The organism is Paraplanobispora takensis (genome assembly GCF_016863195.1).
Lineage (GTDB): Bacteria > Actinomycetota > Actinomycetes > Streptosporangiales > Streptosporangiaceae > Planobispora > Planobispora takensis.
Map to the genome: position 1 here is coordinate 89,856 of NZ_BOOK01000031.1, position 21,214 is coordinate 111,069.

General features: G+C 68.6%; 20 protein-coding genes. 19 read left to right on the top strand and 1 reads right to left on the bottom strand.

Annotated elements, in window-relative coordinates; translation table 11 throughout:
* Nucleotides 1-329: 329 nt before the first annotated feature.
* The 19 genes from Pta02_RS21140 to Pta02_RS21230 all read left to right on the top strand — a co-directional run bounded on the left by Pta02_RS21140 (nucleotide 330) and on the right by Pta02_RS21230 (nucleotide 20,265).
* Nucleotides 330-1,196, top strand: coding sequence for a helix-turn-helix domain-containing protein (locus Pta02_RS21140; protein WP_203876619.1), 867 nt, complete (start codon nucleotides 330-332; stop codon nucleotides 1,194-1,196).
* A gap of 107 nt (nucleotides 1,197-1,303) precedes the next feature.
* Nucleotides 1,304-1,516, top strand: a complete 213-nt coding sequence (locus Pta02_RS21145) for a DUF397 domain-containing protein (RefSeq protein WP_203876718.1) — start codon at nucleotides 1,304-1,306, stop codon at nucleotides 1,514-1,516.
* Between the two features lie 217 nt (nucleotides 1,517-1,733).
* Entirely contained in the window at nucleotides 1,734-3,011 is a 1,278-nt protein-coding gene (locus Pta02_RS21150; RefSeq protein WP_203876620.1) for a geranylgeranyl reductase family protein, read from the top strand.
* Nucleotides 3,012-3,132: 121 nt separating this feature from the next.
* Nucleotides 3,133-3,492: an NADH-quinone oxidoreductase subunit A gene (locus tag Pta02_RS21155; RefSeq protein ID WP_203876621.1), complete on the top strand. Its 360-nt coding sequence runs from the start codon at nucleotides 3,133-3,135 to the stop codon at nucleotides 3,490-3,492.
* Nucleotides 3,493-3,496: 4 nt separating this feature from the next.
* Nucleotides 3,497-4,048 carry a NuoB/complex I 20 kDa subunit family protein gene (locus Pta02_RS21160; protein WP_184937870.1) on the top strand — a complete coding sequence of 184 codons (552 nt, stop codon included), beginning with the start codon at nucleotides 3,497-3,499 and terminating at the stop codon, nucleotides 4,046-4,048.
* 16 nt (nucleotides 4,049-4,064) lie between these two features.
* Nucleotides 4,065-4,742 carry an NADH-quinone oxidoreductase subunit C gene (locus Pta02_RS21165; protein WP_203876622.1) on the top strand — a complete coding sequence of 226 codons (678 nt, stop codon included), beginning with the start codon at nucleotides 4,065-4,067 and terminating at the stop codon, nucleotides 4,740-4,742.
* Nucleotides 4,739-6,064, top strand: a complete 1,326-nt coding sequence (locus Pta02_RS21170) for an NADH-quinone oxidoreductase subunit D (RefSeq protein ID WP_203876623.1) — start codon at nucleotides 4,739-4,741, stop codon at nucleotides 6,062-6,064. Before Pta02_RS21165 ends, Pta02_RS21170 begins: the two co-directional genes overlap by 4 nt.
* Nucleotides 6,065-6,072: 8 nt before the next feature.
* Nucleotides 6,073-6,855 (top strand): NADH-quinone oxidoreductase subunit NuoE, encoded by a 783-nt coding sequence (gene nuoE / locus Pta02_RS21175; RefSeq protein ID WP_239131120.1) that lies wholly within the window; start codon nucleotides 6,073-6,075, stop codon nucleotides 6,853-6,855.
* Nucleotides 6,852-8,141, top strand: coding sequence for an NADH-quinone oxidoreductase subunit NuoF (gene nuoF, locus Pta02_RS21180; protein ID WP_203876624.1), 1,290 nt, complete (start codon nucleotides 6,852-6,854; stop codon nucleotides 8,139-8,141). Before nuoE ends, nuoF begins: the two co-directional genes overlap by 4 nt.
* Before the next feature lie 58 nt (nucleotides 8,142-8,199).
* Nucleotides 8,200-10,623 carry an NADH-quinone oxidoreductase subunit G gene (locus Pta02_RS21185; RefSeq protein ID WP_203876625.1) on the top strand — a complete coding sequence of 808 codons (2,424 nt, stop codon included), beginning with the start codon at nucleotides 8,200-8,202 and terminating at the stop codon, nucleotides 10,621-10,623.
* A gap of 84 nt (nucleotides 10,624-10,707) precedes the next feature.
* Nucleotides 10,708-12,099 carry an NADH-quinone oxidoreductase subunit NuoH gene (gene nuoH, locus Pta02_RS21190; protein WP_203876626.1) on the top strand — a complete coding sequence of 464 codons (1,392 nt, stop codon included), beginning with the start codon at nucleotides 10,708-10,710 and terminating at the stop codon, nucleotides 12,097-12,099.
* Complete coding sequence (gene nuoI, locus Pta02_RS21195; protein ID WP_203876627.1) at nucleotides 12,086-12,601, top strand: NADH-quinone oxidoreductase subunit NuoI; 516 nt, start codon at nucleotides 12,086-12,088, stop codon at nucleotides 12,599-12,601. Before nuoH ends, nuoI begins: the two co-directional genes overlap by 14 nt.
* On the top strand, nucleotides 12,594-13,445 hold the full coding sequence (locus Pta02_RS21200; protein WP_203876628.1) for an NADH-quinone oxidoreductase subunit J: 852 nt from the start codon (nucleotides 12,594-12,596) through the stop codon (nucleotides 13,443-13,445). The genes nuoI and Pta02_RS21200 overlap by 8 nt, the downstream gene beginning before the upstream one ends.
* Nucleotides 13,442-13,738, top strand: a complete 297-nt coding sequence (gene nuoK, locus Pta02_RS21205; RefSeq protein ID WP_203876629.1) for an NADH-quinone oxidoreductase subunit NuoK — start codon at nucleotides 13,442-13,444, stop codon at nucleotides 13,736-13,738. The genes Pta02_RS21200 and nuoK overlap by 4 nt, the downstream gene beginning before the upstream one ends.
* Before the next feature lie 70 nt (nucleotides 13,739-13,808).
* Nucleotides 13,809-15,659 (top strand): NADH-quinone oxidoreductase subunit L, encoded by a 1,851-nt coding sequence (gene nuoL, locus Pta02_RS21210; protein ID WP_203876720.1) that lies wholly within the window; start codon nucleotides 13,809-13,811, stop codon nucleotides 15,657-15,659.
* Nucleotides 15,659-17,203, top strand: a complete 1,545-nt coding sequence (locus tag Pta02_RS21215) for an NADH-quinone oxidoreductase subunit M (protein ID WP_203876630.1) — start codon at nucleotides 15,659-15,661, stop codon at nucleotides 17,201-17,203. Before nuoL ends, Pta02_RS21215 begins: the two co-directional genes overlap by 1 nt.
* Entirely contained in the window at nucleotides 17,200-18,756 is a 1,557-nt protein-coding gene (gene nuoN, locus Pta02_RS21220; protein WP_275423598.1) for an NADH-quinone oxidoreductase subunit NuoN, read from the top strand. The genes Pta02_RS21215 and nuoN overlap by 4 nt, the downstream gene beginning before the upstream one ends.
* Before the next feature lie 14 nt (nucleotides 18,757-18,770).
* The gene (locus Pta02_RS21225) at nucleotides 18,771-19,766 is read left to right on the top strand and encodes a polyprenyl synthetase family protein (protein ID WP_203876631.1); all 996 of its coding nucleotides are present in this window, start codon (nucleotides 18,771-18,773) and stop codon (nucleotides 19,764-19,766) included.
* An 82-nt stretch (nucleotides 19,767-19,848) separates the two neighbouring features.
* Nucleotides 19,849-20,265, top strand: a complete 417-nt coding sequence (locus tag Pta02_RS21230) for a MarR family winged helix-turn-helix transcriptional regulator (protein ID WP_203876632.1) — start codon at nucleotides 19,849-19,851, stop codon at nucleotides 20,263-20,265.
* A gap of 11 nt (nucleotides 20,266-20,276) precedes the next feature.
* On the opposite strand, the gene rarD is transcribed toward Pta02_RS21230, so the two are convergent.
* A complete protein-coding gene (gene rarD, locus Pta02_RS21235; protein WP_203876633.1) occupies nucleotides 20,277-21,197 on the bottom strand; it encodes an EamA family transporter RarD in 921 nt (306 codons plus the stop codon).
* Nucleotides 21,198-21,214: the final 17 nt, after the last annotated feature.

Genomic DNA, 21,214 nt, shown 5'->3' on the forward strand with positions numbered 1-21,214 from the left:
CTCCTGTTCCCGTCGCTGATGAGATGAGGGGGGCTGCGGGATTCCGGGCGGATGGGTCGCAGCCATCCGCCCGCTTGCGTGGGTGCTCGCTTCTCCGGCCGTGGAGCTACGGAGGATGCGCTGTCGGGATTGCCGGATTCACCTGGATGTTTTCCCCTCGTCGCCTGGTATGGCGGGATAAACTCAGCATGTGCCGCCGGGATGCCCCGTGCAATTCCCGCAGGGATGACGCGCGGGAGTCCTGGCGGGATGAAAACCGACCTTCCCGGTGAGGGTTGCAAACCTCTCAAAAGGGGCATACCTGCAAGGTTTGCGAAAGGAGAGCCTGGGTGACCGGAACCGGAAGCCCGACACTCCGCCGCCGCAGGCTCGCCGCAGAGCTGCGCCGGTTACGCGAGGCTGCGGGCCTCAACGGGGTCCAGGTCGCGAAGGAACTCCGCTGGTCCACCTCCAAGGTCTCCCGCCTGGAGAACGGTCAGGTCGTCCCCCAGGAGGGGGATGTGGAAAAGCTGCTCCGGTATTTCAACGCTGACGCTGAGACGAGCGGCTTGCTACTCGGTCTCACGCGGGACGCTCACCGCAGGGGATGGTGGGAGGCCTACGCCGAGGACCTGCCGGAGCAGGTGATCACCCTCGCGGGCATGGAGGATGAGGCTCAGGAGATCCGTTCTTGGTACGCCAATGTTGTGCCGGGAATGCTCCAAACACGTGGCTATGCTTCAGTGATCAACGGTCTCTATCAGTCGCTCCAAGCTCTGCCTCTTGGGAAGATCAAGCGCCGGACCCAGTTCCGCCTGCGGAGACAGGAGCGGCTCACCTCTGGAAGCGGGCTTACTTACTCTACAATCCTTGATGAGGCGGTGCTCCGACGGCGCTATGGCAGCGAGGAGATCATGAAGGAGCAACTTCGCTGGTTGCTGGAGGTGTCAGAACTTCCCAACGTGAGTATCCGGGTCCTCCCTCTCGACGTCACTCACCCTGCTGACGGGAGCCACTTCCTCCTCATGCGGTTTCCGGAGGTCCCCGGACTTGGGACTCTCTACGACGAGCTTCTCTACACAGAGGATTTTCCCATTTCCAACCTCACTGAGGATGAGAGTGCTGTTTACATGTATTCCGCACTCTACGAAAATCTTGAGAAGGCTGCTCTCGACTGGCGGCGATCCAAGCATCTGATCGCATCACTCGCTCGGTGAGCGTGTTGCTTGTCTCGTGACCGCACTCGCGTAGCTTGGCATCCATGCGCTGGTGGCAGGTGCTATTTTGGCGCTTTCACATCTGTCACTTGCGACTCTGGAGCACCATGGAGCTGTCTCTTCCCTGCGATCAGAACCTTCCGTGGCAGAAGAGCACTTTTTGTATGAGCGATGGAGAGTGCGTCGAAGTCGCTCCGCTCGCTGGAGGCGGTGTCGCGGTCCGTGACTCCAAGGACCCGGCTGGGCCGGTGTTGACCTTCACTCCTGGGGAGTGGCGTGCCTTCGTGGCGGGGGTCAGGAACGACGAGTTCGACATCTGAGACAACCTGATCTTGAACCTCCGTGAGCCCTTTGCTGGCTTACGGGGGTTTTCGCATGTCGGATCCGGGCAACGGGGGATAGATCGCCGATCCCGCCTGACATCTGGGGTGGGGAAGGCGTTAGACTGCCGCCCGACAAGTTTGTGAAGACCTTCACAAAGGAACGAAAGGCCCCTTACCCCGAGGCCGTCGAAGCATGTAGGACAGGACGGGTCCCGTGACCGTGCCAGCCGCCCCACAGCGGAGTGTCGCTGAGGCTGACGCCGACGTCATCGTCGTCGGCGCCGGGCCCGCAGGGTCGACCACCGCTTTCCACCTCGCACAGGCCGGACTGAACGTCCTGCTGCTCGAGAAGACCACATTCCCCCGTGAGAAGGTGTGCGGCGACGGGCTGACGCCCCGAGCGGTCAAGCAGCTCATCGCGATGGGGATCGACATCAACGCCCCCGGATGGGTCAGGAACAAAGGCCTGCGCGTCGTCGGCGGGGGGCTGCGCTTCGAGCTGGACTGGCCGGAGCTGGCCAGCTATCCGGACTTCGGGCTGGTGCGCACCCGGCAGGACTTCGACGAGATCCTGGCCGCCAACGCGGTGCGGGGCGGGGTGCGCCTGCTGCAGGGCGTCAACGTCACCGCGCCGATCCTCGACGACCGCAGCGGCCACATCGTGGGTGTGACGGCCAAGAAGGACGGCGAGGAGGTCTCCTACCGCTCCCGTCTGGTGGTCGCCGCCGACGGCAACTCCACCCGGATCTCCCTGGCGATGGGGCTGCACAAGCGCGAGGACCGCCCGATGGGCGTGGCCGTACGCACCTATTTCACCAGCCCGCGTCACGACGACGACTATCTGGAGACGTGGCTGGAGCTGTGGGACGGCGACCAGCTGATGCCCGGCTACGGCTGGATCTTCGGCGTCGGCGACGGCACCTCCAACGTGGGCCTGGGGCTGCTGAACACCAGCGAGTCCTTCAAGGGCATGGACTATCGTGACCTGCTCAAACGTTGGGTCAAGAACATGCCCTCCGAGTGGGGTTACACCGAAGAGAACATGACGACCCCGATCAGGGGCGCCGCGCTGCCCATGGCCTTCAACCGGCAGCCGCACTACACGCGGGGCCTGGTGCTGGTCGGCGACGCGGGCGGGATGATCAACCCGTTCAACGGCGAGGGCATCGCGTACGCGATGGAGACCGGCCGGATCGCGGCCGAGACCATCGTCCAGGCTCTGGGCCGGACCACCCCCGCGCAGCGTGAGCGCGTGCTGCGCGCTTATCCCCAGATCCTCAAGGACGCCTATGGTGGGTACTTCACTCTGGGGCGCGGTTTCGTGGAACTCATCGGCCGCCGTGGCGTGATGAACTTCGCCACCCGCCACGCGCTGCACCATCCCGGGCTGATGCGCTTCGCGCTCAAGCTGCTTGCTAATCTCACCGACCGGCGAGGCGACGCATCCGACAGGATCATCAACGCTCTGTCGAAGGTCGCGCCACCGGCATGACCTCACAAAACACGCGGAACCCGGAGCGAGCCGAGATGATCGCCCTGCCTAGACTTGTGAAACACACCACTGTGACGAACTACGCGCCGGCGCGCGTGGAGATGGGAGAGGAGGCGTAGCGATGGAGCTGTACGCACCCATTCTGGTGCTCGCCGTACTCGCGGCGGGCTTCGCGGTCTTCTCGGTGACGATCGCGCCCTTCACCGGACCCAAGCGCTGGAACCGCGCGAAGCTCGACGCTTACGAATGCGGTATCGAACCCACCCCCCAGCCGGTCGGCGGCGGTCGCTTCCCGCTGAAGTACATGATCACCGCGATGCTCTTCATCGTGTTCGACATCGAGATCATCTTCCTCTACCCGTGGGCGGTCGCCTTCGACCAGCTCGGGCTGTTCGGGCTGGTCGAGATGGTGCTGTTCATCGTCACCGTGCTCGTCGCCTACGCGTACGTGTGGCGCCGCAAGGGTCTGGACTGGGATTAGGACTATGGGACTTGAAGAGAAACTCCCGAGCGGTTTCCTGCTGAGCACGGTCGAGCAGGTCGCCGGCTGGGCACGTAAGAACTCGGTCTGGCCGGCGACCTTCGGCCTGGCCTGTTGCGCCATCGAGCTGATGTCCACCGGCGGTCCCAAGCACGACCTGGCGCGCTTCGGCATGGAGCGCGCTTCGGCGTCTCCGCGGCAGGCCGACCTGATGATCGTCGCGGGGCGGCTGTCCCAGAAGATGGCCCCCGTCCTGCGGCAGATCTACGACCAGATGGCCGAGCCCAAGTGGGTCATCGCCATGGGAGTGTGCGCCTCCAGCGGGGGCATGTTCAACAACTACGCGATCGTGCAGGGCGTGGACCACGTGGTCCCGGTCGACATCTACCTGCCGGGCTGCCCGCCGCGGCCCGAGATGCTCATCGACTCGATCGTCAAGCTGCACGACAAGATCCAGAACATGAAGTTCGGCGCGCACCGCGCCAAGCAGATCGACGAGCTCGAACTGCAGGCGCTCCGGACGCTGCCGCTGATCGACCAGGGAAACGCCAAGTGAGCCGGAGCGACCGATAATGAGCACGGACAACCTTCCCGGGGTGCCGGAGGAGCCGATCGCGCGCCTGGGCATGTTCGGCGCCCAGGACTCCGGTGACACCTCCGGTTACGGCGGTCTGGTCGTACGGCGCGCGCCGCGGCTGTCGACCCCCCGTCCCTACGGCGGCTACTTCGACACCGTCGCCGACGAGCTGGAGCGCGCGCTCGGCGGCGACCTGGCCGACGCGGTCGAGCGCGTGGTCGTGGACCGCGGCGAACTGACCTTCCACGTCAAGCGCGAGCGCCTGCTGGAGGTTCTGCGCCACCTGCGGGACGACCCGGCGCTGCGTTTCGAGCTCTCGCTGGGCGTCTCCGGCGTGCACTACCCGCACCTGGAAGGTGAGGAACTGCACGCGGTGTACCACCTGTGCTCGATCACCCACAACCGGCGGCTGCGCGTGGAGGCGGCCTGCCCCGACACCGACCGGCACATCCCGTCCAGCGTGTCGATCTACCCGACGCACGACTGGCACGAGCGTGAGACCTGGGACTTCTTCGGGATCGTCTTCGACGGCCACCCGGCGCTGACCCGGATCATGATGCCGGACGACTGGGACGGGCACCCCCAGCGCAAGGACTACCCGCTCGGCGGCATCCCGGTGGACTACCGCGGCGCCGAGATCCCCCCGCCGGACCAGAGGAGGTCGTACAAGTGAGTGCTCCTTACGAGGAGGCCACGGAGGGCAAGGTCTACACGGTCTCCGGCAACGACTGGACCGAGCTGGTCGCCACGCTCAGCGGTCAGCAGGACGAGCAGCTCGTCGTCAACATGGGCCCGCAGCACCCGTCCACGCACGGCGTGCTCCGCCTGATCCTCAACCTGGACGGCGAGACGGTCACCGAGGCCCGCACGGTCATCGGCTACCTGCACACCGGCATCGAGAAGACCTGCGAGTACCGCACGTGGACCCAGGGGACCACCCTGGTCACCCGGATGGACTACCTCTCGCCGATCTTCAACGAGACCGCCTACTGCATGGCCGTGGAGAAGCTGCTGGGCATCACCGAGCAGATCCCCGAGCGGGCCCAGGCGATCCGCGTGCTGACGATGGAGCTCACCCGCATCTCCTCGCACATGGTGGCCATCGGCACCTTCGGCATGGAGCTGGGCGCGACCACGCCGTTCCTCTTCGGGTCCCGCGAGCGCGAGATGGTGCTCGACGTGATGGAGTACATCACCGGCCTGCGGATGAACATGGCCTACGTCCGGCCCGGCGGCGTCTCCGTCGACCTGCCGGCCGGCGCCGTGGACAAGGTCGGCGAGCTGCTGAAGGTCATGCCGAAGCGCATCAAGGACATGCGCAAGCTGCTCGACGCCAACCCGGTCTACCTGGCCCGCACCAAGGACGTCGCCTACCTCGACCTGACCGGCTGCATGGCGCTGGGCATCACCGGCCCGATGCTGCGGGCCGCCGGCCTGCCGTGGGACCTGCGCAAGTCGCAGCCGTACTGCGGCTACGAGACCTACGACTTCGACGTCCCGACCGAGAAGACCGGCGACGTCTACGGCCGCTACCTGGTCCGGGTCGCCGAGATGGAGGAGTCGCTCAAGATCGTCGAGCAGGCTCTGGACCGGCTGGCCGGCCCGCTCAAGGGCGGGCGCGTGATGGTGGACGACAAGAAGATCGGCTGGCCCGCGCAGCTCGCGCTCGGCCCCGACGGCCTGGGCAACTCGCCCGACCACATCGCCCACATCATGGGCGGCTCGATGGAAGCGCTGATCCACCACTTCAAGCTGGTGACCGAGGGCTTCCGGGTCCCGGCCGGTCAGGCGTACGCGAGCGTGGAGGGGCCGCGCGGCGAGCTCGGCGCCCACGTGGTCAGCGACGGCGGCACCAAGCCGTACCGGGTGCACTTCCGTGACCCGTCGTTCACGAACCTGCAGGCGGTGCCGGCGACGTGCGAGGGCGGCATGGTCGCCGACGTCATCTCGGCCGTGGCCTCGATCGACCCGGTCATGGGAGGTGTGGACCGATGAGTGGACCGATGAGCGGTTCGCAGAATGAGAGCCCCGCGGACTACGCGAGCCCCAAGGGCAGCACGACCCTGAACCCCTCCGAGGAGGGGGTCGCGGTCGTGAGCCCGGGTGAGGAGGGGCGTGTGACCGCGCGCGGGAGTTACTCGCCGGAGGTCCGCGAGCGGCTGGAGCGGGACGCCAAGGAGATCATCTCCCGCTACCCGAAGACGCGCTCGGCGCTGCTGCCGCTGCTGCACCTGGTGCAGTCGGAGGACGGCTACGTCTCGGACGCGGGCCAGGAGTTCTGCGCCGAGATGCTGGGCCTGACCAAGGCCGAGGTCGTGGGCGTGGCCACCTTCTACACGATGTACAAGCGCCGCCCGATGGGCGACTATCACGTCGGCGTGTGCGTCAACACGCTGTGCGCGGTCATGGGCGGCGACCAGATCTGGGACGAGCTCTCCGAGCACGTGGGCGTCGGTCACGATGAGACCAGCCCGGACGGCAGGGTCTCGCTGGAGCGGCTGGAGTGCAACGCCGCCTGCGACTTCGCCCCCGTGATGATGGTCAACTGGGAGTTCTTCGACAACCAGACCCCCGCCTCGGCCAAGCAGCTCGTCGACGACCTGCGCGACGGCAAGAACGTCTCGCCGACCCGCGGGCCGAAGAAGCTGTGCACCTTCAAGGAGGCCTCGCGCGTGCTCGCGGGCCTGCCCGACGACCTGGCCGGCGACGGCCCGTCCGCCGCGGGCGCCTCGCTGGAGGGCCTGAAGGTCGCCAAGGCCAACGGATGGAAGGCCCCTGAGGCATGACGACTCTCACTCCGGTCCTCACCGCGAACTGGGACCGGCCCGACTCCTTCACCCTGAACGGCTACGGGGAGTACAAGGCCGCCAAGAAGGCGCTGGGCATGGACCCCGACGCCGTCATCCAGGCGGTCAAGGACTCCGGTCTGCGCGGCCGCGGCGGCGCGGGCTTCCCCACCGGCATGAAGTGGGGCTTCATCCCCCAGGGTGACGGCAAGCCGCACTATCTGGTGGTCAACGCCGACGAGTCCGAGCCCGGCACGTGCAAGGACATCCCGCTGATGATGGCCAACCCGCACTCGCTGGTGGAGGGCGTGATCATCACGTCCTACGCCATCCGGGCGAACCAGGCCTTCATCTACGTGCGCGGCGAGGTCCTGCACGTCATCCGCCGCCTGCACGCGGCGGTCCGCGAGGCGTACGAGGCCGGCCTGCTCGGCAAGGACATCTTCGGCTCCGGCTACGACCTCGACCTGGTCGTGCACTCCGGCGCCGGCGCCTACATCTGCGGCGAGGAGACGGCCCTGCTCGACTCGCTGGAGGGCTATCGCGGGCAGCCTCGTCTCAAGCCTCCGTTCCCGGCGGTGGCTGGCCTGTACGCCTGCCCGACTGTGATCAACAACGTCGAGTCGGTCGCGAGTGTTCCCTCGATCATCACCAACGGCGCCGACTGGTTCGCGGGCATGGGCACGGAGAAGTCGACCGGCTTCGGCATCTTCTCGCTGTCCGGCCACGTCACCCGGCCCGGCCAGTACGAGGCGCCGCTCGGCATCACGCTGCGCGAGCTCCTCGACATGGCGGGCGGCATCCGCGCCGGCCACCGGCTGAAGTTCTGGACGCCCGGCGGATCGAGCACGCCGATCTTCACCGACGAGCACCTCGACGTGCCGCTCGACTTCGAGTCGGTCGGCGCCAAGGGGTCCATGCTCGGCACCCGCGCCCTGCAGATCTTCGACGAGACCACCTGCGTGGTGCGCGCGGTGATGCGGTGGACCGAGTTCTACGCGCACGAGTCCTGCGGGAAGTGCACCCCCTGCCGGGAGGGCACCTACTGGCTCAAGCAGGTGCTCATCAGGCTGGAGAAGGGTCAGGGCACCGAGGAGGACCTGACCACCATCACCGACATCGCCGACAACATCCTGGGCCGCTCCTTCTGCGCCCTGGGCGACGGCGCCACCAGCCCCATCCACTCCTCGGTGAAGTACTTCCGCGAGGAGTACCTCAAGCACTTCGAGATCGGCGGTTGCCCGTTCGACCACGCTCCGTCCACGGCCTGGGGGGACGCGAAGTGATCAGGGGAGCCAGCAAGCACATCACCGCTTCGGTCATGGGGCCGACGGAGGAGGCGCCATGACGGTAGAAGCGAGCACCCCGGCCCAGGCGCCGGTGGAACTGGTCACCCTGACCATCGACGGGTTCCAGGTCAGCGTTCCGAAGGGCACGATGATCATCCGGGCGGCGGAGCTGCTCGGCATCCAGATCCCGCGCTTCTGCGACCACCCGTTGCTGGTCCCGGCCGCCAACTGCCGCCAGTGCCTGGTGGAGATCCCGGACGCGGGCAACGGCCGCGGCTTCCCCAAGCCGCAGCCCTCCTGCGCCATCGAGGTCGCCCCGGGCATGGTGGTCCAGACCCAGCTCACCTCCCCGGTCGCCGAGAAGGCCCAGCGCGGTGTCATGGAGCTGCTGCTCATGAACCACCCGCTGGACTGCCCGGTCTGCGACAAGGGCGGTGAGTGCCCGCTGCAGAACCAGGCGATGTCCAACGGCCAGGGCGAGACCCGCTTCCAGGAGAAGAAGCGGGTCTTCGCCAAGCCGGTGCCGCTCTCGACCGAGGTGCTGCTGGACCGCGAGCGCTGCGTGCAGTGCGCCCGCTGCCTGCGCTTCTCCGAGGAGATCGCCGGTGACCCGCTCATCGAGTTCTTCGAGCGCGGGGCCAAGGAGCAGGTCGGAACCGCCAACGGCGAGCCGTTCATGTCCTACTTCTCGGGCAACACCATCCAGATCTGCCCGGTGGGCGCGCTGACCAGCGCCTCCTACCGCTTCCAGGCCCGCCCGTTCGACCTGGTCTCCACCCCCTCCGCGTGCGAGCACTGCGCCAGCGGCTGCTCGCTGCGCACCGACCACCGCCGCGGCCGGGTCACCCGCCGCCTGGCCGGCAACGACCCGGAGGTCAACGAGGAGTGGAACTGCGACAAGGGCCGCTTCGCCTTCACCTACGCCACGCAGCCCGACCGGCTGAAGACCCCGCTCGTCCGTAACGAGGAGGGCGTGCTCGTCCCGACCTCCTGGCCCGACGCGCTCGCCGTCGCGGCCCAGGGCCTGGCGGCCGCCCGCGGCCGCGCGGGCGTGCTGGTCGGCGGTCGCGTCACCGTCGAGGAGGCGTACGGCTACGCGAAGTTCGCCCGGATCGCCCTGGGCACCAACGACGTCGACTTCCGCTCCCGGCCGCACTCGGCCGAGGAGGCGCAGTTCCTCGCGCACGCCGTGGCGGGCAAGGGCATCGAGGTGCGCTACCGCGACCTGGAGAAGGCCCCGGCCGTGCTCCTGGTGGGCTTCGAGCCCGACGAGGAGTCGCCGATCGTCTTCCTGCGGCTGCGCAAGGCCTGGCAGCGCAACAAGCTGAGGATCTTCTCGATCGCCCCGTTCGCCACCGCCGGACTGGGCAAGATGAACGGCACGCTCATCCCGGCCACGCCGGGAACCGAGCCCGACGTCCTTCAGGACCTGGCCTCCGGCGACTCTCCGGCCGCCGAGGCGGTCAAGCTGCCGGGCGCCGTCATCCTCGCCGGCGAGCGGCTGGCCACCGTCCCGGGCGCGCTCTCGGCGCTCCTGCGGCTGGCCGAGGCCAGCGGCGCCCGCCTGGCCTGGATCCCGCGCCGCGCCGGTGAGCGCGGCGCCATCGAGGCCGGCGCCCTGCCGAACCTGCTCCCGATCGGCCGTCCGGTCGCCGACGAGACCGCCCGCGCCGAGGTGGCCCGGGCGTGGAACGTCACCTCGCTGCCCGAGACCCCGGGCCGCGACACGGCGGGGATCCTGGCGGCGGCGCGCAACGAGGAGCTGGACGCCCTCGTCGTCGCCGGCGTCGACCCCTACGACCTGGCCGACCCGGAGGCCGCCCTGGCGGCTCTGGAGAACACGCCGTTCATCGTCAGCCTGGAGCAGCGCGCCAGCGCGGTCACCGACCGCGCCGACGTGGTGCTCCCGGTCGCCGCGGTGGCCGAGAAGTCGGGCACGTTCGTCAACTGGGAGGGGCGCGGCCGTACCTTCGAGGAGGCCCTGCACGTCACCGGTGTGATGAGCGACCTGCGGGCCGTCTCCGCGATCGCCGACCACATGGACGTGCACCTCGGCCTGCCGGACTCGTCCGCCGCCCGCCGCGAGCTGGCCGCGATCGGCGCCTGGCGGGGCCCGCGGGCCGCCGCCCCGGCGACGGGCACCCGCGCGGTGCCGGCCCCGGCGGCCGGCGAGGCCATCCTCGCCACCTGGCACCGGCTGCTGGGCGAGGGCCGCCTGCAGGCCGGCGAGCCGTACCTCGCGGGCACCGCCCCGGCGGCCGAGGCGCTGGTGTCGCCGGCCACCGCGGCCGAGACGGGCCTCGTCGACGGCAGCAAGATCACTGTCAACTCCGGGCGGGGTTCGGTGAGCCTGCCGGTGCGCATCGCCGATCTGCCCGACCGGGTGGTGTGGCTGCCCGCCGGCTCCGACGGCTGCTCGGTGACCCGCGATCTGCGTGCCGCGGCCGGTGACATCGTCAAGATCGGAAGTGCCTCATGAGCGGGAGAGAACCCGGCGCAGTGAGCGAAGCGGCCCGCGAAGCACCGGCGGCCCGCGCAGCGAATGGGGAGCGGTGAACGACTTATGAACTCGTGGTCTCTTCTGGCGGCCGCGCCGGCCGGGCCGGCCCTTCCGAGCCTCGACGACTTCGGCAAGGATCCCATCGGGATCATCATCCTCAAGGCCGCGGTCATCTTCATCGTCCTGATGCTGGGCGTGCTGTTCGGCGTGTGGTTCGAGCGCAAGCTCATCTCCCGCATGCAGAACCGGTACGGCCCCAACCGGGCGGGTAAGTTCGGCCTCCTGCAGTCGGTGGCCGACGGCCTGAAGATGGGTCTGAAGGAAGACCTGATGCCGCGGACCGTGGACAAGGTGATCTACTTCATCGCCCCGGTCGTGCTGTCGGTCCCCGCCTTCATGGCCTTCTCGGTCATCCCGATGGGCCCGAAGGTCGACATGTTCGGCGTCGAGACGCCGCTGCAGCTGACCGACCTGCCGGTCGCGGTGCTGCTGGTGCTGGCCATGGCCTCCATCGGCGTCTACGGCATCGTGCTGGCCGGGTGGGGCTCCCGCTCGCCGTACGCGATGCTGGGCGGTCTGCGCGCGAGCGCCCAGGTGGTCTCCTACGAGATCGCGATGGGCCTGTCGTTCGTGGGCGTCTTCCTGTTCGCGGGCACGCTGTCCACCTCGGGCATCGTCGCGGCGCAGGCCAAGGGCAGCACGTTCTCGCTGGGCGGCCTCGACATCCCGATGCCCTCCTGGTACATGATCCTGCTGCTCCCGTCCTTCCTGATCTACATCGTCACGATGCTGGGCGAGACCAACCGGGTCCCGTTCGACCTGCCGGAGGGCGAGGGCGAGCTGGTCGGCGGCTTCCAGACGGAGTACTCCAACTCGCTGAAGTTCGCCGTCATCATGCTCGCCGAGTACGTCAACGTCTTCGTGGTGTCGGCGGTCTCCATCACCCTGTTCATGGGCGGCTGGCAGGCCCCGTGGCCGATCTCCCTGTGGGACGGCGCCAACACCGGCTACTGGCCGCTGCTGTGGTTCTTCGGGAAGATGGTGCTGCTGTTCGCCTTCTTCATCTGGTGCCGCGCCTCGCTGCCCCGCGTGCGCTACGACCAGCTCATGGCCCTCGGCTGGAAGATCCTCATCCCGGTCAACCTGGCCTGGATCCTGCTGGTGGCCACCATGCGGGCCCTGCGCCTGGACACCGCCGACCGCACCATGGTGATGATCCTGGGCGCCGTCGTGCTCGTCGCGTGCCTGGCCATCTGGCTGCGTTTCGACACCGTCCTGCAGCGGCGCAGGGAGGCCAAGGCCGAGCAGGTCGAGGCCGAGTTCAAGACGCTCGAAGCCGAGCCCGCCGCCGGCGGCTTCCCGGTGCCTCCGCTCGACCTGCCGCACTACCGCGGGGCGACGGCCGTGGAGGCGCGCGCAAACACGACTGCGGAGGTTCCCAGTGGGAGCAACTGATTGGTTGAACCCCATCAAGGGGTTCGGCGTGACCTTCCACACGATGTTCAAGAAGGTCGAGACGGTCAACTACCCCGAGGAGAAGCGGCCCACGGCTCCGCGCTTCCACGGCCGGCACCAGCTCAACCGCTGGCCCGACGGCCTGGAGAAGTGCGTCGGCTGTGAGCTGTGCGCCTGGGCGTGCCCGGCCGACGCGATCTACGTGGAGGGCGGCGACAACACCGAGACGGAGCGCTACTCCCCGGGCGAGCGCTACGGCCGCACCTACCAGATCAATTATCTGCGCTGCATCCTGTGCGGCCTGTGCATCGAAGCGTGCCCGACGCGCGCGCTGACCATGACCAACGAATACGAGCTCGCCGACACGACCCGTGAGAGCCTGATCTACACCAAGGAGATGCTTCTCGCGCCGCTCGGCCCGGGCATGGAGGCTCCGCCTCACGCCATGCGTCTCGGCGAGACCGAAGAGGACTACTACCGGCTGGGACGCAACAATGGGTGAGACCATCACGTTCTGGGTGCTGGCGGTCACCTCCGTGGCCGCGGCGCTCGGGCTCGTCTTCAGCCGCAAGGCGGTCTACTCGGCGCTGATGCTCGGCGTGGTCATGCTCTCGCTGGCCGTTCTGTACGCCGTCCAGGACGCGCCCTTCCTCGCCGCGGTGCAGATCATCGTCTACACCGGCGCCGTCATGATGCTCTTCCTGTTCGTGCTCATGCTCGTCGGCGTGGACTCCTCCGACTCCCTGGTCGAGACGATCAAGGGGCAGCGTTTCTGGGCGGTCATCGCCGGCCTGGGCTTCGCGGTCCTGCTGGCCCTGGCGGTCGGCAACGTGGCCTTCAGCCCCGCCACGGGCCTGGGGCAGGTCGTGGCGAGCAGGGACGGCAACGTCCCGACCCTGGCCGCCTCGATCTTCACCCGGCACGTCTTCGCCTTCGAGGTCACCTCGGCGCTGCTGATCACCGCCGCGCTCGGCGCGATGGTGCTGGCCCACCGCGAGCGGGTCCGGCCCAAGGCCACCCAGCGCGACCTGGCCCGCGCCCGGTTCGCCGGTCCGCAGCCCTCGCCGCTGCCCGGCCCCGGCACCTACGCCCTGCACAACGCCATCGACATGCCGGCCCTGCTGCCGGACGGCACGGTGGCGGTCACCTCGATCAACCGGGTGCTCGCCCGGCACGAGATGGAGGAGGGCTTCGAGCCGACCGATCCGGAGAAGGCCGCGCTCATCAAGCAGGTCCTGCAGAAGGACGACGCCCGGGACGCCGAGCCGGTGGAGGGCGACAAGCCCATCCAGGTGAAGGACGCGCTCCAGGACGAGAACGCGCTTTCCGAGGAGGACGGCAAGTGACCACCCACTATCTGGTGCTCTCCGCGCTGCTCTTCGCTATCGGCGGTGTCGGCGTGCTGGTGCGGCGCAACGCGATCGTGGTGTTCATGTGCGTGGAGCTCATGCTCAACGCCTGCAACCTGGCGTTCGTCACCTTCGCCCGGCAGCACGGCAACCTGGACGGCCAGCTCATCGCCTTCTTCGTGATGGTCGTGGCCGCGGCGGAGGTCGTGATCGGCCTCGCCATCATTGTGATGATCTTCCGAACCCGCAGGTCGGCGTCTGTGGACAACGCCAACCTGCTGAAGTACTGAGGAGTGCCAGGTGCAATCTCCTGCTGAGATCGTCCAGCACTCCGGTGGGGTGATCGGGGTCTCCTGGCTGATGATCGCGCTGCCGCTGCTGGGCGCCGCGATCCTGCTGCTGGGCGGCCGCCGTACCAACAAGTGGGGCCACTTCCTCGGCGTCGCCATGTCGCTGGGCGCCTTCGTGGTCGCCGTGCTCTCCTTCGTGGAGCTGACCGGCCTGGACCCGGACCAGCGCCGCCGGGCGTTCGAGCTGTTCGAGTTCATCCCCGGCATGGTGAACATGGGGATGCTGATCGACCCGCTGTCGATCAGCTTCGCCCTGCTGATCACGGGTGTCGGATCGCTGATCCACATCTACTCGATCGGCTACATGTCGCACGACCGCGACCGCCGCCGGTTCTTCGCCTACCTCAACCTGTTCGTCGCGGCCATGCTCCTGCTGGTCCTGTCGGACAACTACGTCGGCCTGTTCATCGGCTGGGAGGGCGTGGGTCTCGCGTCCTACCTGCTGATCGGGTTCTGGCAGCACAAGCCCAGCGCGGCCACCGCCGCCCAGAAGGCGTTCATCGTCAACCGCGTCGGCGACTTCGGCCTGCTGATCGGCATCTTCACGATCTGGACGACGTTCGGCTCGCTGGCCTTCGCCGACCTCACCCAGCAGGTGACGGGCCAGGCGTCGGAGGGCACGCTGACCGCGATCGGCCTGCTGCTCCTGCTCGGCGCCTGCGGCAAGTCCGCCCAGCTGCCGCTGCAGTCCTGGCTCCTGGACGCGATGGAGGGCCCGACCCCGGTCTCCGCCCTCATCCACGCCGCGACCATGGTCACCGCCGGCGTCTACCTGGTGGTCCGCTCCGGGGCCTTCTTCGAGCAGGCCCCGACCGCGCAGCTGGTCGTCACCATCGTCGGCGTCGCCACGCTGCTCGCCGGTGCGATCATCGGTTGCGCCAAGGACGACATCAAGAAGGGCCTGGCCGGTTCGACGATGTCGCAGATCGGCTACATGATGCTCGGCGCGGGCCTCGGCCCGGCGGGCTACGCCTTCGCGATCGGCCACCTGATCACGCACGGCTTCTTCAAGGCCAACATGTTCCTCGGCGCCGGCTCGGTCATGCACGCCATGAACGACGAGGTCGACATGCGCCGCTACGGCGCGCTGTTCCCGGTCATGAAGGTCACCGCGGTCACCTTCATCATCGGCTACCTCGCGATCATCGGCTTCCCGATGCTCTCCGGTTACTACACCAAGGAGGGCATCATCGAGACGGCCATGGAGCACAACGCGATCCTCGGCTGGCTCGCCGTGCTGGGCGCCGGTCTGACCGGCTTCTACATGTCGCGGATGATCTTCATGACCTTCTTCGGCAAGAAGCGCTGGGCCGACGACGCGCACCCGCACGAGTCGCCCGCGGTGATGACCTGGCCGCTGGTGATCCTGTCGATCGGCTCGATCGGCCTGGGCGCCTTCCTGATCCTGGGCAACCGGTTCATGAACTTCCTGTCCCCGGCCGTCGGCCTGCCGCAGGAACTGCCCGAGACCCACGTCTTCGGGTTCGGCCCCGCGGCCCTGGCCACGCTCGCCCTGGTCGCCGCCGGCGCCGCGCTCGCCTGGTTCCGGTACGGCGCCGCCGAGGTGCCCGCCGTGGCCCCGCGCGGCTCCTTCCTCACCACCTTCGCCCGCCGCGACCTGTACGGCGACGCCCTGAACGAGGCGCTGCTCATGCGCCCCGGCCAGTGGCTGACCCGCATCGCGGTGTTCTTCGACAACCGCGGCGTCGACGGCCTCGTCAACGGGCTGGCCGCGGGCATCGGCGGAACCTCCGGGCGGCTGCGCCGCGTGCAGAACGGCTACGTCCGCTCGTACGCGCTGTCCATCCTCTTCGGTGCCGCCGCCGTCGTTGGCGCGCTGCTCTACGTAGGGAACATGTGATGCCCTGGCTCTCGATCCTGATCGCCGTGCCCGTGCTGGGCGCGGTCGGGGTGGCACTGCTCCCCAAAGGCAGTGACAAGCTCGCCAAGCAACTGGCCCTGGTGGTCTCGCTGGTGGTGCTGGGACTGACCGTCGCGATGGCGGTGCAGTTCAGCCCCAACGGCAACCGCTTCCAGTTCGAGGAGAAGTACTCCTGGATCCCCAGCTTCGGGGTCCACTACGGCGTCGCGGTGGACGGCATCGCGCTCGTGCTGATCGCGCTGTCGGCGATCCTCGTGCCGATCGTCATCCTGGCCTCCTGGCACGACGCCGAGGGCCGGCCCGACGCCACCGGGCTCGCGCCCAAGCGCTCCGCGAAGACCTACTTCGCGCTGCTGCTGGTGCTGGAGGCCATGATGATCGGCGTCTTCGCGGCGACCGACATCTTCCTCTTCTACGTCTTCTTCGAAGCCATGCTGATCCCGATGTACTTCATGATCGGGTCGTACGGCGGCGTGCAGCGGTCCTACGCGGCCGTGAAGTTCCTGCTCTACTCGCTCTTCGGCGGCCTGCTCATGCTGGTCGCGGTGATCGCGCTCTACGTGGTCGCCGAGAAGAACACCTTCATGTTCCCCGAGCTGATCGGGGCCATCCAGGACCCGACCACGCAGAAGTGGCTGTTCGCCGGCTTCTTCATCGCCTTCGCGATCAAGGCCCCGCTGTGGCCGTTCCACACCTGGCTGCCCGACGCCGCCGCGCAGGCCCCGGCCGGCGCCGCGGTCCTGCTGGTGGGCGTGCTGGACAAGGTCGGCACCTACGGCATGCTCCGCTTCTGCCTGGAGCTGTTCCCGGAGGCGTCGAAGTTCTTCACCCCGCTGGTGATCGTGCTCTCGGTGGTCGGCATCATCTACGGCGCGATCGTGGCCATCGGCCAGACCGACATGAAGCGCCTGATCGCCTACACCTCGATCTCGCACTTCGGCTTCATCGCGCTGGGCGTCTTCGCGATGACGCAGAACGCCCAGTCGGGCGCCACGCTCTACATGGTCAACCACGGCTTCTCGACTGGCGCGCTGTTCCTGGTCGCCGGGTTCCTGATCTACCGCCGCGGTTCCGCCCAGATCGCCGACTACGGCGGCGTGCAGAGCGTCGCCCCGCTGCTGGCGGGCGCCTTCCTGATCGCCGGCCTGTCCGGGCTCTCGCTGCCCGGCCTGGCGCCGTTCGTCAGCGAGTTCATGGTCCTGATCGGCACCTACGAGCGCTACGCGGTCCCGGCCATCATCGGCGCGACCGGTGTGATCCTGGCGGCCATCTACATCCTGTGGATGTACAAGCGCACCATGAACGGTCCCACCGCCGAGCCGGTCAAGGGCTTCACCGACCTCAACGGCCGGGAGAAGTGGGTGGTGGCCCCGCTCATCGCACTGATCGTCGCGTTCGGCTTCTTCCCGAAGCCGCTGCTCGACGTGATCAACCCGGCGGTGGACAAGACCCTGACCAACGCCCAGGTGACGGACAAGCAGCCCGTCTCCACCGTCGCTGAGAAGAAGGGGGCCGGCCAGTGAACGGCGGCACCATCGAGGCGCCAACGATCGAATACGCCCTGCTCGCGCCGATGCTGCTGGTCTTCGGCGCGGCGATCGTCGGCGTGCTGGTCGAGGCGTTCGCGCCCCGCTATCTGCGCAAGTCGATCCACGTGCCGCTGACCCTGCTGGCTCTGCTCGGCGGGTTCCTGCTGACGATCCTCCAGGTGGTCAGGGACGGCGTGCCGACCACGCCGGCGGCCATGGGCGCCGTCGCGGTGGACGGGCCCGCCCTGTTCATCTGGGCGATCATCCTCATCCTCGCCTTGGTCAGCACGCTGCTGATCAACGACGACGAGCAGTTCGTCGCGCAGGCGGCGGCCGTACCGGGAAGCAGCGACGAGGAGGAGGCGGTCCGCAGCGGCTACGCCCAGACCGAGGTCTACCCGCTGCTGCTGTTCTCGGTCGGCGGCATGCTGCTCTTCCCGGCGGCCAACGACCTGCTGGTCATGTTCGTGGCCCTGGAGGTCCTGTCCCTGCCGCTGTACCTGCTGTGCGGCCTGGCCCGCCGGCGCCGCCTGCTGTCGCAGGAGGCCTCGGTCAAGTACTTCCTGCTGGGCTCGTTCTCCTCGGCCTTCTTCCTGTACGGCACCGCGCTGCTGTACGGCTACGCCGGGTCGCTCGACCTGAAGGCCATCAGCGCCGCGCTGGGCACGGTCGCCGGCCAGGACACCCTGCTGTTCGTCGGCATGGCGATGCTCGGCGTCGGCCTGATGTTCAAGATCGGTGCCGCGCCGTTCCAGGCATGGAAGCCCGACGTCTACCAGGGCGCGCCCACCGCGATCACCGCCCTGATGGCCTCCACCGTCCTGGTGGCCGCCTTCGGCGCCGTGCTGCGGGTGTTCTGGGTCGCCCTGGGCAACCTCGACTGGGACTGGCGCCCGGTCATGTGGGGCGTCGCGATCCTGACGATGGTCGTCGGCGCGGTCCTGGCCATCACCCAGACCGACATCAAGCGCATGCTGGCCTACTCCTCGATCGCGCACGCGGGCTTCCTGCTCACCGGTGTGATCGCCACGGGCGCCTTCGAGCAGAACCGGGACGCCCTGTCGGCCATCCTGTTCTACCTGGCGGCCTACGGCTTCACCACGGTCGGCGCCTTCGCGGTGGTCACCATGGTCCGCGACGCGGGCGGCGAGGCCGGGCACCTGTCCCGGTGGGCCGGTCTCGGCAAGCGGGCGCCGGTGCTGGCGGGCATCTTCGCGTTCTTCCTGCTGGCCTTCGCCGGCATCCCGCTGACCAGCGGATTCTTCGGGAAGTACGCCGTGTTCTCAGCCGCGGTGGCCGGTGACGCGCTGCCGCTGGTCGTGGTGGGTGTGGTCACCTCGGCCATCGCCGCGTTCTTCTACGTCCGCGTGATCGTGCTGATGTTCTTCAGCGAGCCGGCCGCCGACGGCCCGACGGTCGCGATGCCCACCATCGGCACCTCGGCTGTGGTGGCCCTGGCCGCTGCGGCTACCGTAGTGCTCGGGGTCTTCCCGGAGCCGGTGCTGAACCTGGCTGACCAGGCCGCGTCCGCGTTGTTCATTCGCTAGGGAGTCGGATACTCATGGCTGCGCCACCGGTTGTTGATCTGCCGCTCGTCGACGAACGGCTGGCGCAGGACCTGGCGGCAGGCCTGGCCCAGGTCGAGAAGCTGCTGCGGTCCTCGGTGGAGAGCGAGGACGCCTTCGTCACGGAGACGTCCAAGCACCTCATCGAGGCCGGCGGCAAGCGGTTCCGGGCGATGCTCGTACTGCTGGCCGCCCAGTTCGGCTCGCCGCAGGCCCCGGGGGTCGTGCCCGGGGCCGTGGTCATCGAGCTGACCCACCTGGCGACGCTCTATCACGACGACGTCATGGACGAGGCCCCCGTCCGCCGGGGCTCGCCCTCGGCCAACGCGCGGTGGGACAACACCGTGGCCATCCTGACCGGCGACTACCTGTTCGCCCAGGCCTCGGAGATCCTCGCCGACCTCGGTTCGGAGATCATCCGGATCCAGGCCCAGACCTTCTCCCGCCTGGTCCGCGGCCAGATCCGTGAGACCATCGGCCCCCGCGAGGGGGAGGACGCGGTACGGCACTACATCGACGTGCTGGCCGACAAGACCGGTTCGCTGATCGCGACCTCCGGCCGGTTCGGCGCGATGCTGAGCGGGGCCGCCCCCGAGGTGGTCGAGCGGGTGACCGGCGCCTGCGAGGCCATCGGCGTCGCCTGGCAGCTCAGCGACGACCTGCTGGACGTCGCCTCCGAGTCCGCGGAGTCGGGCAAGACCCCCGGCACCGACCTGCGCGAGGGAATCCGCACGCTGCCGGTGCTCTACGTCCTGGCCGGGAACGACCCGGCCGACGCGCGGCTGCGCGAATTGCTGGCCGGTCCCGTGGCCGAGGAGGACGTCGAGGAGACCCTCCGCCTGCTGCGCGCCAACTCCGCCATGGAGCGGGCCCGCGCCGAACTGATCTCCTGGGCCGACCGCGCCCGCGCCGACCTGTCCGGCCTGCCGGACATCCCGGCCCGCGCCGCCTATCTGGCGCTGTGCGACTACGTGGTGGAGCGCTCGGGCTGATCCCGGAGGCTTGTTGCGCGTGCATTTTTTGCGCGTGCACGTATACTCCGGGGTGAGTGGCTCATCACAGAAGGAACTCACAATGACGTGGGATCTGTTCGCACTGCTGTACGCCCGGGTGGAAGCCGAGCTGGCCAAGAACCTGCAGCGAGGCCACGGCCTCGGGCTGTCGGAGTACCGCGCGCTCAGGCAGCTGGCCGGTTCCTCCTGCGGTGAGCTGCGGATGCAGGAGCTGGCCGAGGCCGTGGGGCTCAACCAGAGCTCGGTGACCCGCCTGATCGCCCGGCTGGAGGAGGCGGGGCTGACCCGCCGGACGCTCTGCTCCGACGACCGCCGCGGCGTCTACTCCGTGATCACCGATGCGGGCCGGGCCCGCCTGGCCGAGGCCGGGCCCACGTACGAACGCTCGCTGGAGGCCGCCCTGGAGCGGGCGGAGGGGGATCCTGCGCTCAAGCCGCTGGTCGCGGCGGTACGGGGAGCCGGGACCCCTTCCGCGTAGGGACGGCTCGCTCAGGCCGGGACGGGCTCGCTCTCCCGGAGCCTCTCGGCGCGGCGGGTCTCGCGGGCCGTACACAGGCTGTCCCAGGTGAAGACCGACAGGGCCAGCCAGACGATGGCGAAGCCCGCCCACCGGCTGGCGGGCATGACCTCGTGGGCGATGAGCACGCCGCACAGGAACTGCAGCACCGGCGCGATGTACTGCAGCAGCCCGATCGTGGTGAGCGGCACCCGGATCGCGGCGGCGGTGAAGCAGAGCAGCGGGACGGCGGTGACCACGCCGGCCCCGGCCAGCAGCAGGGCGTGCCCGGCGCCCGCGGTGCCGAATGTGCTCTCGCCCTGCACGCCCAGATAGGCCAGATAGCCCAGCGCGGGCACGAGCAGCACCAGCGTCTCGATCGCCATGCTCTCGGCCGCGCCGACCTGCGCGATCTTCTTGACCAGGCCGTAGGTGCCGAAGCTGGCGGCCAGGACCAGGGCGATCCAGGGCAGCCGGCCGTAGTCGACGGTGAGCACGACGACGGCCAGGGCGCCCAGGCCGACCGCCGCCCACTGCAGGCGCCGCAGGCGCTCCTTGAGGAGGAAGACCCCGAACAGGACGCTGACCAGCGGGTTGATGAAGTAACCGAGGGAACTCTCGACGACGTGCCCGGTGTTCACCGCGTAGATGTAGACGCCCCAGTTGACCGTGATGATCACCGCGGCGAGGACCAGCAGGCCGAGCTTGCGGGGAGTGCGCACGAGCTCGCGGATCCAGCCCCAGTGCCGCCGTACCGCCAGGATGGCGAGGACGGCGACGAGTGACCACGCCATGCGGTGCGCCAGGATCTCCAGGGCCCCGGAGGGCTTGAGGAGCGGCCAGTAGAGGGGAAACAGACCCCACATGGCGTAGGCGGCGACGCCGTACAGGACCCCATGGCGTGATTCAGGCATGTCATCTATTTTGACTA